The sequence below is a fragment of the Clostridium sp. KNHs205 genome, assembly GCF_000702945.1.
Lineage (GTDB): Bacteria > Bacillota > Clostridia > Lachnospirales > Lachnospiraceae > Anaerocolumna.
On record NZ_JNLE01000005.1, the window covers coordinates 1,144,949 to 1,158,717 of the forward strand.

At 39.4% G+C, this 13,769-nt stretch carries 12 protein-coding genes; 2 read left to right on the plus strand and 10 right to left on the minus strand.

Annotated features, from left to right (window positions below):
* Positions 1–33: 33 nt before the first annotated feature.
* Genes BR73_RS0124535 through BR73_RS0124545 form a run of 3 tightly spaced genes read right to left on the minus strand, consistent with a single transcriptional unit; the run spans position 34 to position 3,681 of the window.
* Positions 34–1,416 carry an ABC transporter permease gene (locus BR73_RS0124535; protein WP_033168415.1) on the minus strand — a complete coding sequence of 461 codons (1,383 nt, stop codon included), beginning with the start codon at positions 1,414–1,416 and terminating at the stop codon, positions 34–36.
* Positions 1,413–2,753 carry an ABC transporter permease gene (locus BR73_RS0124540; RefSeq protein ID WP_051685553.1) on the minus strand — a complete coding sequence of 447 codons (1,341 nt, stop codon included), beginning with the start codon at positions 2,751–2,753 and terminating at the stop codon, positions 1,413–1,415. Before BR73_RS0124540 ends, BR73_RS0124535 begins: the two co-directional genes overlap by 4 nt.
* Positions 2,740–3,681 carry an ATP-binding cassette domain-containing protein gene (locus BR73_RS0124545; RefSeq protein ID WP_033168417.1) on the minus strand — a complete coding sequence of 314 codons (942 nt, stop codon included), beginning with the start codon at positions 3,679–3,681 and terminating at the stop codon, positions 2,740–2,742. The genes BR73_RS0124540 and BR73_RS0124545 overlap by 14 nt, the downstream gene beginning before the upstream one ends.
* Positions 3,682–3,968: 287 nt before the next feature.
* On the opposite strand from BR73_RS0124545, the gene BR73_RS0124550 reads away from it, so the two are divergent.
* Positions 3,969–5,318 carry an APC family permease gene (locus tag BR73_RS0124550; RefSeq protein WP_033168418.1) on the plus strand — a complete coding sequence of 450 codons (1,350 nt, stop codon included), beginning with the start codon at positions 3,969–3,971 and terminating at the stop codon, positions 5,316–5,318.
* Positions 5,319–5,447: 129 nt separating this feature from the next.
* Here the strand turns inward: BR73_RS0124550 and BR73_RS0124555 are convergent, their stop codons facing one another.
* The 4 genes from BR73_RS0124555 to BR73_RS0124570 form a co-directional block, all read right to left on the minus strand.
* Positions 5,448–5,771 carry a hypothetical protein gene (locus BR73_RS0124555; RefSeq protein ID WP_033168419.1) on the minus strand — a complete coding sequence of 108 codons (324 nt, stop codon included), beginning with the start codon at positions 5,769–5,771 and terminating at the stop codon, positions 5,448–5,450.
* The gene (locus BR73_RS0124560; RefSeq protein ID WP_033168420.1) at positions 5,764–5,976 is read right to left on the minus strand and encodes a helix-turn-helix transcriptional regulator; all 213 of its coding nucleotides are present in this window, start codon (positions 5,974–5,976) and stop codon (positions 5,764–5,766) included. The genes BR73_RS0124555 and BR73_RS0124560 overlap by 8 nt, the downstream gene beginning before the upstream one ends.
* A gap of 214 nt (positions 5,977–6,190) precedes the next feature.
* Positions 6,191–7,726: a L,D-transpeptidase family protein gene (locus tag BR73_RS0124565; protein ID WP_051685554.1), complete on the minus strand. Its 1,536-nt coding sequence runs from the start codon at positions 7,724–7,726 to the stop codon at positions 6,191–6,193.
* 166 nt (positions 7,727–7,892) lie between these two features.
* A complete protein-coding gene (locus tag BR73_RS0124570) occupies positions 7,893–8,357 on the minus strand; it encodes a low molecular weight protein-tyrosine-phosphatase (RefSeq protein WP_033168421.1) in 465 nt (154 codons plus the stop codon).
* 283 nt (positions 8,358–8,640) lie between these two features.
* Between BR73_RS0124570 and BR73_RS0124575 the strand changes: the two genes are divergently transcribed.
* On the plus strand, positions 8,641–9,219 hold the full coding sequence (locus BR73_RS0124575; protein WP_033168422.1) for a DJ-1/PfpI family protein: 579 nt from the start codon (positions 8,641–8,643) through the stop codon (positions 9,217–9,219).
* A 3-nt stretch (positions 9,220–9,222) separates the two neighbouring features.
* Here the strand turns inward: BR73_RS0124575 and BR73_RS0124580 are convergent, their stop codons facing one another.
* From BR73_RS0124580 to BR73_RS0124590, 3 genes are all read right to left on the minus strand, one after another.
* Positions 9,223–10,251, minus strand: coding sequence for a ribonucleotide-diphosphate reductase subunit beta (locus BR73_RS0124580; protein WP_033168423.1), 1,029 nt, complete (start codon positions 10,249–10,251; stop codon positions 9,223–9,225).
* 112 nt (positions 10,252–10,363) lie between these two features.
* Positions 10,364–12,655, minus strand: coding sequence for a ribonucleoside-diphosphate reductase subunit alpha (locus BR73_RS0124585; protein ID WP_033168424.1), 2,292 nt, complete (start codon positions 12,653–12,655; stop codon positions 10,364–10,366).
* Positions 12,656–12,780: 125 nt separating this feature from the next.
* Entirely contained in the window at positions 12,781–13,641 is an 861-nt protein-coding gene (locus BR73_RS0124590) for an NAD-dependent epimerase/dehydratase family protein (RefSeq protein WP_033168425.1), read from the minus strand.
* Between the last annotated feature and the right edge of the window lie 128 nt (positions 13,642–13,769).

Genomic DNA, 13,769 nt, shown 5'->3' on the forward strand with positions numbered 1-13,769 from the left:
ATTATATTCTGCAAAACAACTTCTCAATTTTTCTTACTGCTTCCCGCTTATTACCCCTTTAATAGTTCTTAGAGTTATCTTCTGTCCGTTATATAAGATAAGTCCTTTAAAAATTCTTGCAGACAGATTTACCATTATTGCTGTAAACAGAATCATAACTGCCAGTAACAGCAATCCATGAGGTATACTTACCAAACCTGTCAGCAAATCCACAGGTACGATAAAAGGTGCTGTAAAGGGAATATACCTGGCTACTGCAGTAAAGCTTTCGTTTCCGCTGAGTGGTACAAAATAACTTAACATAAAACTAACTAAAATTGGAAGCATTATTATTCCCTGAGTAGAAGCCGCATCCTCCGGTTTTGACACCATACTTCCTGCAAGGGCTGCCAGTAAGCTGTAAAATAAAAATCCAAAGAAAAAGAAGAGGATTGAAATTATTACTGCCGGAAGGGACAATGCGGACTGTCCAATGGTATCCTTTAACAGGTCTATAAAGGTAATAACCGGATTCGTATAACCAGGATACATACTTCCGGCTATAAAGTTACCGCCGTAAAGTCCTCCGATCAAGGCAGCAATCCAGATCGTAAACTGCAGTACTCCCTGGGTTGCCACTGCCAGTACTTTACCAGCTATCAGCGCTTCCGGTCTTACCGATACCAGCAAGGTCTCAACCAATTTAGATGTCTTCTCACCGGATACTGATTTGCTGATCTGCTGTCCGTAGAAAATCAGCATGAAATACAACATAAAGCTGAAAGCCATAGGTGCAAGCATTTTGACAACCATATTTGCTATATCTTCATCTTCTCCCAAGCTGGAAACGGTATAACCACCCGGCTGTTTAATCAGGCTTACCTGATTTTCCGCCAAACCTGCTTTATCCATTTTAAACGCCTCAAAGGCCTGTATCAGCTGATTTAGAATTGAGTCAGCTTCACTGCCGGTTATAAGACTCTCAGGAGGCAATATTGTTTCCATTAAATAATTCCCGTCTTTTTTTGTTATATGAAGGAGAAGTGTTTTGTCAGTAACATTAGAAGATTTTGCTGCTTCTATGATATCTGAACCTTCATAGCTGCTGAATTTCACAGCTCCAAAAGCTGCATTGCCATTAAGCAGCTTTGCAAAATCAATGGGACCAAGTCCGCTCTCATCTAATACTATGATATTTTCCGTAAGCACAGCTGACAGGGGCTGGGATGAATCTGTTATCTCTCCAACGACCGGTGCAGGCGCAGCAGTATTCTCTTCCGGCTTAGCCGATCTTGCACCGAATATATTTACCAGGATAAGTGCTCCTGCAAGCAGTATCGCTACTAATACAGTTGTTAACTTAAAACTTACGGTATCTGCAGACTGTTTAAAGGAGAAGCCAAAAACTGCCTTGAAGCCTCTTAAATTAAATTTCATGCCTTTATACCTCCCTTACCCACTTTAAATAAATCTGTTGGCTTTATTCTGTTTCCGTTATGAAGAATCAGTGTCTCATATATACCAGCCACGAATTTAAACATCAATATATTCAGTATTATGAGCAGAAGAATAGCTCCTCCGGCGATAATATAATTGGCTTTTCCAATGAGTATGGCACCAGGCAGGATAAAGGGTGAAGAGAGAGGGAACAGAAACGCAAAGGTTACGAAACCATTGGTTCCGCTGCCCATTAGCATATTAGCTGCTATAATTCCAATATAAACACCTACCATTGAAGTAAGCGTTAACATGGTCATTCCTTCGTTAAGTTCTTCCATCTTGCTGACAGTGGCTCCTGCAAGACCAGCCAGTACTGCATAGAAGATCAGTCCAAGGGCAATGAGTATTAAACCTAATATAAGGTTGATAATGTTCAGGTTTTCAAAAATATTTGCCGGGACCAGCTGGTTCATGACCCCAGCCTGGGTATCTCCTGCCAGAGCAGCAGATATACGATTAGAAACAAACACCACTATCAAAAGTGATGTTATCTGTATTAACACAGCTGAAAGCATTGCCAGTACTTTTCCCACCATAAGTGCAAGTGGCCTGACAGATATCAGCAGATATTCAACAACCCGGTTTGCTTTCTCTGTTACTACGGAAGAAGCCACCTGGGAGCTTGCCATTATAGTTACCATCATTAGAAAGAAGAGAATTCCATAGATAAACCAGTATTCATTCATGGAAATCGCACTGTTCTTCTCTTCTGTAAAATTGCCGTTAGCATCCATTCTCAGGGTTTTTCCTTCGGTTCTGGTATGGAGGATATTATTCTGCTCCTCAGTAATCCCTGCCTGGCTCAGGCGGTATTTATCAAAAGCTGTGTATACTTTATCAGCAAAAGCTGACATTGCTCCATCCTTTACAGGTCCTTTGGCGGCTTTCTCAAAATTTAATTGATAGCCTCCGTTTGCTTCAGCTATCGTAAGTAAAACAGAGGTATCTTCTATTTCCTGTATCCGCTGAGCAACAGTATCATAGTCTTCTGTAAGGTTTACAAATTCCACATTTCTGTACGCCGGCTCCTCTTTTAAAGAAGTAAAATCCGGTTCCATAACCGTGGAAAGGTTGTGTATATATACTTTTTTTACAGCGCTGATCTCCTCGCTGTCCGTAGCTATATTACCTGTTAAATACTGAACTAAAGGCATAGATACCAACGCTAACAGCGCCATGATCAGAAAGGAAATCTGGTAAGCCTTGTTCTTTAAGGTCTCTCTAAGGGTAAAAGAAAACACATCCCTCCAACCGCTTACACTACTTTTCTTCATGAACATCTCCCACCTTTTCTATGAATATTTCATGGAGTGAAGGCTCCCTAAGTTCAAACTTAACAATAGGAATCTTATCCTCAATCAGTTTGGTTAAGAAAGCCATGGCCTGCTCCTCACCCAGTACCTTAAGCTGGTACTCTCCCGGTGTTTTATTTGTTATCTGTATTCCGAAGCTTTCAATATAAGAGGCAATCTCAACGTCACTCTTAACAAAGAGATTAACCCTGCCATAGCTTTTCTTTATGGTATTCAGGTTACCCTGAAGTACTGCCTTACCTCGGTTTAAGATAGTTATATCCGAACAGAATTCTTCAATAACCGGCATCTGATGACTGGACATGATGAGGAACTTATCTTTTGCGATTTCTTCTCTGATAATTCCCTTGAATAATTCCGTATTTACGGGGTCCAGGCCGCTTAAAGGTTCATCTAATATAATCAGCTCCGGATCTGATATAAGCGCCGCCATTAACTGAATCTTCTGCTGGTTACCTTTGGATAGCTGGTCTGCTTTATTAGCTTTGGAATTCTTCTTTCCCTTTACCTTGGGCGGGAATATATACTCTGCCACAGACAGTCTGTCTGACCAGTATTCGATTCTGCTTAAGGCAGTTTTCTTTGGAACATTTCTTAATTTTGCAAAGTATAACAACTGATCTAACAGGGAATATTTCGGATACAGTCCTCTCTCCTCTGCCAGATATCCCACATTGGCATTGACCGTATCGAGATGGTTTCCTTTCCAGAGTATTTCTCCTCCGTCTTTTGACAGCATTCCCAGAAGTATACGCAATGAGGTTGTTTTACCGGCACCATTGGTGCCTAGGAGGGCATATACTCCGGGTCTTTCGATGGAAAAGCTTAAATCCTCCACGACCAGTTTGTCACCATATTTCTTTGTTATGTTTTTGACAATCAACGACATTTTCTCTCTCTCCTTACCCTTTATTCATACCCATCTGATAAAATCTAAGACAGAAATCTATAAACTTCTTAGTAATTACTAATTATTTTATAAATAAATCCGGTAAAATAAGTCATCAGCTGGGTAATATTTCTTGTTAATCATATCAATAACCACTTGTTAATGCAATTAATTTTTGTTTATTAAAATATTAAGTTTTCATTAGAAGAAAGCTTTTGACAAAATTGATATATAATATTAAAATAGTACAGTATATTTATAAAAATAGCACAAATATAAGGAGTTATATGGAAAACAAAAGCAAGCAGCAGGAACATTACGGACTGTTTACAGCTACCGCCATGATAATTGGTATAGTAATCGGTTCCGGTATTTTTTTCAAAAGTGATGATGTACTCACTTACACAGGCGGACATGTAGGTCTTGGTGTACTTGTATTTATCATCGGTGCCTTCAGTATCATTTTCGGAAGCCTAACTCTTACGGAACTTTCTGTCCGTACAAAAAACAGCGGTGGAATCATCAGCTACTTCGAGGAATTCATATCCGTTAAGACTGCCAATGGTTTTGGCTGGTTTCAGACCTTTATCTATTTTCCTACCATTAATGCTGTAATTTCATGGGTTTCAGCAATTTATATCTTTTCCTTTTTAGGAATTGATGCAAGTTTAGAACAGCAGGTTCTGCTTGGTTTTGTTATTTTTACCTTTTTTTATGGTGTTAATATCCTCTCCTATAAACTGGGTGGATATATACAAAATCTAACCACCATTGTAAAACTGGTACCTCTCCTTGTTATCGCTATAACCGGACTTTTCTATCATGGACAGGCTGTGGAACTGCCTGCCGGAGCAGCAGTGGTCGATAGTTCTCCCATCGGTTTTGCCTGGCTTGCAGCCCTTGCACCTATTGCCTTCTCCTTTGACGGCTGGATTGTATCCGTAAATATTACCCACGAAGTGAAAAATCCTAAGAGAAACATGCCACTGGCACTTATTATAGGGCCTTTGACCGTACTGGTTGTTTATCTGCTCTATTACTTAGGCTTAAATAATATGTTAAGCCCGGAATACATCATGGCTACTGGAAATGAAGCTGTTAACAAAGCCGGAGAAATTCTTCTTGGTAACACGGGAACGAGACTTCTGCTCTTTTTAATTATTATATCCGTACTTGGTGTTGTTAACGGTATGACTCTTGGAAGTATCCGTATGCCTCAGAGCCTTGCAGCAAAGAAGATGCTTCCTTCTTCCGATTCGATTGCAAAGCTCCATCCCAAATATGAAATCTCAATACCTTCTGCTATCTGCGCATATATTACAGCGGCAGTATGGATGCTTCTTCACTATATTACCATGAAGAGCGGTATCCTGGGCGGCAGTGATATCAGTGAAATAGCCATCGTTTTCAGTTATATGTGCTATATGGTGCTTTATATCAAAGTACTTAAACTGAAAAAGACCAATGTTGTTACCAGTTTCTTCAAAGGTGTTATTTGTCCTATCTTTGGTCTTGCTGGTTCTACCATTATATTGATTGGCGGTCTTATCTCCAATCCCTTATATGTAAGCTTGTTTATCGTATTCTGCGGACTCGTGTGCTTCGCAGGTTATCTGTATTCAAAGAAACGGGCTTGATAACACCAACTTCGAAGCTGTATGATCTTTATACAGCTTCTAAGGCTATAAAAATTAATTAGCTATCATACCAACAGTCTGTACAGCTTATGAGCATAAATATTCTTCATTTTCTGTTTGTTTCGTAAGTTACAGCCGCTTATCGAAATATCTTAAGGAAAACAATTCTATCCCATTGCGTAAGCCAACAAAAAGCATAGCATAAATTAAAACCCGGTTAAAGGTAATGGATAATTGTATATCGTAAAATAGCGATACAATAGACCCTATTGCCACTATTACTATCAAAATACTATTTGAATGGTTTGCTGCGTTATTCGCTTTATTCTGTAGTAACTGCCAGCGCTCATCCTTTTTGTATTCAATTTCCTTTTTAGCCTTCCAGACATAGAGAAAAAGTGTAATGCCAGCAGCAACTAAAAGAAATACCAGAATAATAATTTGATCATTCATTGTTTTCATCCTCCTTGAATTCAAAAACCTCACTGATTGAAACTTTAAAAACCTCTGCAATTTTAAAAGCTAATTCCAATGAGGGAGTATATTTATACTTCTCAATTGATATGATTGCCTGCCGGGAAATTCCTAATCTATCAGCCAGATCGGCTTGTGTCCAATCACGCTCTGCTCTCAGGACTTTAATTCGATTCCTTATCAAAGTAACACCTCCTTGCCAAATTGTAATGTATTCTTTACTTTTTGTCAACAGTTAAATACTCTTACTACTGGTAATAGGTTACTACTGGAACTTTTGGTAAATTAACTTTTGGTAAAATTAATTTTGGTAAATTGGGTTCTCAACAATATTAAAAGCTGTATGGCCTATAACCATACAGCTTCTAATAATTAACTGAATACTTTCCTGCTGCTACTTATTCATTGTTACTGTTATCTGTATTCTGGCTGTCATCTGCCTTCTTGTTATCGGCAGGATCGGTTACCAGGTTCTCTTTATCGTCTTTGTTATAGCTTTCTGTTCCCGGCAGCTCATATACCACTACGGCTACTCCGCGTTTGATATTCTCAAACATTGTTTTGGCTGCTTTGGGAGGCATATTGATACATCCATGGGAACCGCTTGTCATATAGATCCTGCCACCGAAGGTTGACCTCCATTTTGCATCATGAAATCCTATATTTCTGTTAAAAGGCATCCAGTACTTTACGGGAGTGGAATAATCCTCACCGGTGAGTGTTGCATCATTTTCCTTATACTGCACGGGGTATGTACCTACAGGTGTTCCCCAGCCTCTTGACAGGTTACCCGATACAAAATCTGTTTCTACAATAAGTTTTCCTTCTTTATAAAAGTATAGATGCTGGGCTGTAAGATTTACCTCTACATAGGTATCTCCAATGTCATCGGAACCATATTGCTGTGCAGTCTGGAAATAAGCAGGTTCTCTCACCAGCTGCTGTCCTTCTTTTATGAAATTCAGCAAATCTGCTTTTTCAGTGGCTCTGTCAAGCCACCAGCCATAATCTCCGCCTTTTATTTCGATAACATCACCGTAGGAAGTCTTGAAAGTACGGGTTCTTCCAAAGGAATTATAATTCTTTCCTATGTAATCTACAAACTCTTTTACACCATCTTCGTTTAAATGGACTTTCATCTTATCATCTACGGACAGCCACTGGCTGATCTTCTCTCCGTCAAGTACTTCTGTAACATCTCCGAATTGATAGGTTATCTGGCTTCCTGCCATCTTATTAAGCTTGGTAAGGGCCTTCTTAAGGCCTTCGTTATCGGAGTAAACGGTTGGTTTTAAATATACCTCTGCATCTTCCAAGGACAGTTCCGGCTCTAATGTGATGATTGCTTCTTTCACAGCTTTATACATCTTATCCTTGTCAACCTTTGCACCATGCTCTTCTTTGACTAATTCATAGCCATTTTCACCATACTCAGAGATATGGGCATCTGTGGGCTCCATTTCATAATCCGGAGCGAAGGTTTTTAAACCTTCAAAATACTCTTTAAGCAGTTCATCGTCATATTCCAAGGCTGCATTGAGAGTTATATCATGTTTTTTCGTTAGAGAAGACGGCCATGCATAGGGATTCTGTGCTGCTAACAATTCAGAGAAATCTCCATCATATACAGTATGAAGACCTACATCCTCTCCGTATATCTTCTCTGTCAGCTCATTTCTTTCCTTTATAGTCAGTACATAGTCTTCAACTTCTGCGTTAATGGCAGCTTCCGCTTCGTCTACCGTCATACCGGAGACATTTACTCCGTTAATACTGGTTTTATTATAAAAATGATCTTTATAATAAAATGACAGAAACAGATATACCAGAATCACTGGAACGGCTATGGCAACTCCACCATAAAGAAGTACTTTTTTAGCTATACCGCTGCTTTTGGTACCATTATTTATTTTCTTATTTACCACTTCATTCATCTTTACACCTTCTATTTGTATATTCTATTTATCTGCATCCTAACTCATTCATACAATACCATAATAACATAGAAAGGTGTTAAATACTTGGCATTTTAATTACGTTTTCATTAAATGTATATTACGATAACAGACAAATAGAGACATCTTTTGCGTAACAATTTGGTCATATTTTGTTTTCTTTGCACAGATAAGCAAGCAACCTTTCACACCCTTCGTATACGTCATCATAAGTCTTATCAAAATCTCCGGTATACCAGGGATCGGCAATATCTCTGGGTTTATCGGAGAAATCAAGGAGCCTTCTTATTTTCCCCTCTTTATCGCTCCCAAAAATCCTTTCCATGGAAGTCAGATTACTCTGTTCCATACCAAGGATATAATCATACCGGCTGTAATCCTCTCGCTTTAGTTGAACTGCCCTTTTTTGTGAAGCATCAATTCCTGCTTCCTTTAGTTTATTTCTGGTTCCTCTGTGAACTCCATTCCCCACTTCTTCGCTGCTGGTGGCAGCTGAGGCTACAAAAAATTTATCCGAAAGTCCTTTCTGTTCCAGCATATCTTTAAACACATATTCAGCCATTGGCGAACGGCAGATATTTCCCAAACAGACAAACAGTACTTTAATCAACTTAATCTCCCATCTGCGTACTCAAACACGCTTATACAGAGGCGCGGTGAATTATTTTCTTTCACGCGGTTGAAAGCTTATCGCAAAGCCTTCAGACCCTTCTCCTATGTATAACTTATAATAAACTATTTTATATGCATTACAGCCTTCAAGGATGCAATGCATTTATAATCGACATTTACATAACATGGCTCTCTTAAAAATGATTGATAACTTACACAATTTTATATATACTCTAATCATCCATAACACATTAACTTACAAGTAGGAAAGGGAGGCACTTATGAAAGTATTATTGTTATTAGCAAAAGGCTTTGAAACCATGGAATTCTCCGCTTTTGTGGACGTATTTGGTTGGGCACGGGAAGATTTCGGCTCAGATGTTACCCTTCATACCTGCGGATTTACAGAGCAGGTTATCAGTACCTTTCACATACCGGTAATAGCAGATACGGTTATTGACGAGGTTAATCCACATGACTATGATGCTCTTGTTATTCCCGGTGGCTTTGAAGAATACGGCTTTTATGAAGAAGCTTATGACGAAAGGTTCCTTGACTTAATCCGCATATTCCATCAGAGTGGTAAACCTGTGGCATCCATATGTGTGGCTGCCCTCTCCCTTGGTAAGAGTGGAATCCTAAAAGGAAAAAGAGCAACCACCTATCATTTAAACGGCGGCAGACGCCAGCAACAACTGGCAGAGTTTGGTGCGGTTGTTGTTAATGAACCTGTTGTGACTGACGGAAATATTATTACTTCTTACTGCCCTCAGACTGGTCCTTATGTTGCCCTAAAGCTTCTCGAGCTAATGACCACCAAAGAACTCTCTGATACGGTAAAAACAGCAATGGGCTTCTAATTGCTATTCCAGGTCATCAAAATCATAAGCAGCCGCTTTCGTATAATTGGTAACCTTGGCTTCAAAGAAATCCGTCTTGGTCTGGTTAAGGCTTGAAAAACCATCAATCCAGGCCATGGGATTCTCTGTGATTTCCGGATACAGCTCCTCTAAGCCGATTGCCTTTAACCTCTGGTTGCCCAGATACTTAATGTATTTTTCTATCAGGGAATTATTTATCCCCAAAATTTCGTTATTGGTAACATATTGTCCCCAGGTTATCTCATGTTCTACACCGGTTCTCATCATTTCCCTGATCTGTTCCTGAATTTCAGGCGTAAATATCTCCGGCTCCTCATTTCGAAGCTCCTTGATAATATTCTGGAATAATACCAGGTGAGTTATTTCATCCCTGTTAATATATTTAAAGATTGTACTGGTCGCTGTCATTTTGCCCTGTCTGGCAAGGGTATAGAAGAAACTGAAACCGGAATAGAAATAGATACCCTCAAGAATATAATTAGCCGTTACCGTACGGATAAAGTTCTCTGTGTTGGGATTCTCATTGAATTCCTGATAGATGTTTGCAATATATCTGTTTCTGGCTAAAAGCTGCTTATCTTCCCTCCATTCATCATAGATCTTATCTCTGGTTACCGGATTGGTAACGGTGTCTAAGATATAGGAATAGCTCTGGGCATGAATTTCTTCCTGAAAGGCCTGTATGTTAAGGAGGGAGGAAATCTCCGGAGCTGTCACATATCTGGAAAGGTTGGGGAGGTTCTCACTCTGGATAGAATCCAGAAAATTCAGGAAGGAGATGATTTTGTCAAATGCATTTCTCTCCCCGTTGGTTAAGAGAGGGAATTGCTTCACATCCTCATTTAAAGATATCTCCTCGGGTATCCAGAAATTATTCAGCATGGTGCGATAAAAAGTCTTAGCCCATGTATACTTTATTCTGTTCCATTCTCTAAGATTTGTTGTATTTCCTTCAATCAGTGTTTCAGTACCTCTTACACCATATTCATTAAAGATTTTTTTCTTATTCATGGTAGTTTCCTTCCTGCATTTTCTTTCCGTTATATACTTGAAAATATTTTAAATACATTGTTTATCTTTTTGTATGAATTTATTTAATTTTTAACTATGCATTATATTTTATTTAACTGGAGCAGCTTGTGCATTCATCCATCTCAAGAGACTGGTTACGAATATAGTATATGGTCTTGACTCCATTCTTCCAGGCTTCTACATAGAGATTTAAGATATCTTTTGCCTTAACCTCCGGTGTGATATACAAATTAAAGGACTGGGACTGGTCAATATGTCTTTGTCTTATTCCGCAGGCTTTGATGCTGTAGAGCTGATCTATGTGATGAGCTTCCTTATAGAACCAGAAATTCTCCTCCGTCAGGTCTGGTGCTGCCTTGGGCGTAAAGCTTCCTTTCTTCTCTTCAATAAAGAACTTGCGGAAGATAGGATCAATACCTGCTGTTGTACCAGCTATATTCGAAGTACTGCCCGTTGGAGCAACGGCTGTCAGATATCCGTTACGAAGTCCATATTTCTTAACCTCTTCCTTTAAAGCAAGCCATCTCTCACTGTTATAACCCCTGCTGTCAAAATATTCACCGGTTTCCCACTGGGAACCGTGAAATGCAGGGTAAGCACCTTTCTCTTTTGCCAGCTCACAGGAAGCCTTAATAGCCTGATAAGCGATTTCTTCGAATAAAAGGTCAGCTTCTGCAAAATGTTCTTCACTTTCCCAATGAATCTTATGATTTACCAGATAATGATGGTAGCCGCTGGTTCCAAGACCGATGGCACGGTACTTGTCACTTGTTATTCTGGCCTCCGAAACCGGAGACTGGTTTAAGGTGATAACATTGTCCAGCATACGAATCTGCAGCGGAATAATATCCTTTAAATCTTCTCTGTCTATACGTCCTAAATTCACGGAATTTAAGTTACAGGTAACCATATCCCCTGCCTTAATCTTAACTGATACCTCCATCTCCCCCTGATTCTCCTGAATCGTTTCCTCGGAAAGCATGGATTCACTCATGTTCTGGGCTATCTCATGGCATAAGTTGGAGGCATATATCATTCCCGCATGTTTGTTGGGATTGGCTCTGTTAACCGTATCTCTGTAGAAAATAAAAGGAGTTCCTGTTTCTACGGCAGATTTCATGACCTTCTTCATGATATCCAGAGTGGATACCGTTGTCCTCTTTAATGCATTGTTCTCTTCGCAGGCAAGGTAACGTCTTGTAAATTCTCCGCCCTCTTCTTCATCATAGCAGTCCTCCAGATAAAAGCCCATTATCTTATGAACTTCATAGGGATCAAATAAAGACCATTCTCCTCTTTCTTCTAACCTCTTCATAAACAGATCCGGAATACTTAAAGCCGGGAATACATCGTGGGCTTTTCTTCTGTCATCACCGTTATTGGTCTTTAGATCCAGAAACTCATACAGATCCTGATGCCAGATATCAAGGGTAACAGAAGCTCCCCCTTTTCTTCTGCCTAATTGATCTACCGCAACTGCGGTGTCGTTATAAAGTCTTATCCAGGGAACCACTCCGCCTGAGGTATTCTTATACCCCCTGATCTCGCTGTTTAGGGCTCTAACCTTACCCATATATATTCCAAGTGCTCCGCCATGCTTGGAAACACTGGCAAACTTTGAATTTACATCATAGATGGACCAGAGGTTATCCCCCACTACAGAAATGAAGCAGCTGCTTAACTGGTGAAAAGGCGTTCCTGCTGCGGCAAGAGTAGGTGTTGCAACGGTCATCTTAAGTTCACTTAAGATATCATAGAATTTTCTTGCATACCTGGCTTTGTCTTTCTTTTCGGGAATAGCCAGATGCATTGCAATTATCATAAAACGCTCCTGGGGAAGTTCGTACACCTCTTTGTCAAAACCCTGTATGAGATATCTGTCAGCCAGAAGTTTCATGCCTTCATAATTAAATAAAAGGTCTCTTTCCGGCTTTATGTAATTACCCAGCTCTATGATTTCTTCTTTGGTATATTCATCGCTAAGATAAGTGCCATAGTAGTTTAAAGCTGTCAGTTTTTCTACCAGCTCATAAAAATCTCCGTAGCCGAAATGCTCATAACCTCTGTTTATGGCAGCTTCTTTATAGAGATCGGACATCAAAAGTCTTGCAGCTGCATACTGCCAGTCTATATTTGTCTTCTTGATTTCATTGCCAAAGGAATCTCTGGTCGTCTGTATGGTCTTTTCAATGGCCGTCTGAATCAGTATCTTTTGTATTTCCTTTGTGCTCATACCGTCTCTGAACTGAATGTTGGAGTCCATCTCCAGCTCAGCCGGGTCACAGCCGGCAAGACCCTGGCAGGCATAAGCCACCATCTTCTTGGTCTTTTCTACATATAACGGCTCCAGATTTCCGTTACGTTTTTTTATCATGATATCCATGGGCACTAACCTCCTAAATATATAAATTTATACAATATATAGTAATAGTAATAATTATCATAACTATATCTATTGTATACTACTTTTTATAATTTGGCTACTGGCATTTTGCCCTATCTGAAATTTTACAATGCAATATAATAATCTAAAATACCAAATGCAAAATCTCTAACCTTTGTAAAAGCATATCCAAGCTTCTCTGCCCGCTCAGTATGGATACTGTAATTTCCGGCACCGTTATAAGGCGCTGCTTCACCTTCCTTTGATAGAAGTGCAGCTTTACCGGTCTTTTCTTCCACATAGGAAATGATCTCTTTTAAGGTAAGCGTTCCCTGGCTGCTGGCATTAAGGATTCCTGTGTATTCCTTCTCACTGAGAAAAGAAAGAAATTTCCCTGCCTCTTTGGAATGTATAAATACCAGCTCTTCCTCCAGGTTATCAATATACATTGGAATTCCCTTCTTCACATGTTCCACATAGAATAAGAGCCTCTCCGTATAATCATCTTTGCCGATTACCAGAGGAAAACGTACCGCTACGGAGGATTGTTTTTTATACTCCTGAAACAACGCTTTCTCTGCCTGCTGTTTGGTAATATTATAAGTGAAATCATCTCTGTTACACCATATGATTTCTCCTTTATAAGGGTCAAACTCCTCTTCTTTGATACCCATATGAAAGCTGTCATAAACAGATATGGTAGACACCAGAATGTAACGGTTGCAGGTGATATTCTCCAAAGCATTTTTTACATCATTGGAGCTATAAGCTATGTCATCATATACCATATCGTATTCTTTCCCATAAAAGGTATCCTTCATGGAACTTCTGTCTGTCCTGTCTACTTTCAGCCTATTTACCCTGTCACCGAAGGGATCAGGCATTTTTCCTCTTGTGGCAATGGTAACCTCATGTCCTTTTTCAAGTAAATCCTTCACCAGGTGAATTCCAAAAAACCTGGTTCCGCCTAATACCAATATCTTCATCAGAAACCTCCCTGTATTAATTTTTATTTTCTGTCTCTATTTTAAAGTTCTTCTGAAAACTTGTCCAGCTTATTATTATACGAAGGAATACTATTTGGTTTATATTTACATTTGTTATTAGATTTCCT

Excerpts from the sequence above, each read along its gene's own strand:
- BR73_RS0124585 (WP_033168424.1), bottom strand. The coding sequence starts at position 12,655 with ATGGATATCATGATAAAAAAACGTAACGGAAATCTGGAGCCGTTATAT.
- BR73_RS0124580 (WP_033168423.1), bottom strand. The coding sequence starts at position 10,251 with ATGAATAAGAAAAAAATCTTTAATGAATATGGTGTAAGAGGTACTGAA.
- BR73_RS0124540 (WP_051685553.1), bottom strand. The coding sequence starts at position 2,753 with ATGAAGAAAAGTAGTGTAAGCGGTTGGAGGGATGTGTTTTCTTTTACC.
- BR73_RS0124555 (WP_033168419.1), bottom strand. The coding sequence starts at position 5,771 with ATGAATGATCAAATTATTATTCTGGTATTTCTTTTAGTTGCTGCTGGC.
- BR73_RS0124565 (WP_051685554.1), bottom strand. The coding sequence starts at position 7,726 with ATGAATGAAGTGGTAAATAAGAAAATAAATAATGGTACCAAAAGCAGC.
- BR73_RS0124535 (WP_033168415.1), bottom strand. The coding sequence starts at position 1,416 with ATGAAATTTAATTTAAGAGGCTTCAAGGCAGTTTTTGGCTTCTCCTTT.
- BR73_RS0124575 (WP_033168422.1), top strand. The coding sequence starts at position 8,641 with ATGAAAGTATTATTGTTATTAGCAAAAGGCTTTGAAACCATGGAATTC.
- BR73_RS0124590 (WP_033168425.1), bottom strand. The coding sequence starts at position 13,641 with ATGAAGATATTGGTATTAGGCGGAACCAGGTTTTTTGGAATTCACCTG.
- BR73_RS0124545 (WP_033168417.1), bottom strand. The coding sequence starts at position 3,681 with ATGTCGTTGATTGTCAAAAACATAACAAAGAAATATGGTGACAAACTG.
- BR73_RS0124550 (WP_033168418.1), top strand. The coding sequence starts at position 3,969 with ATGGAAAACAAAAGCAAGCAGCAGGAACATTACGGACTGTTTACAGCT.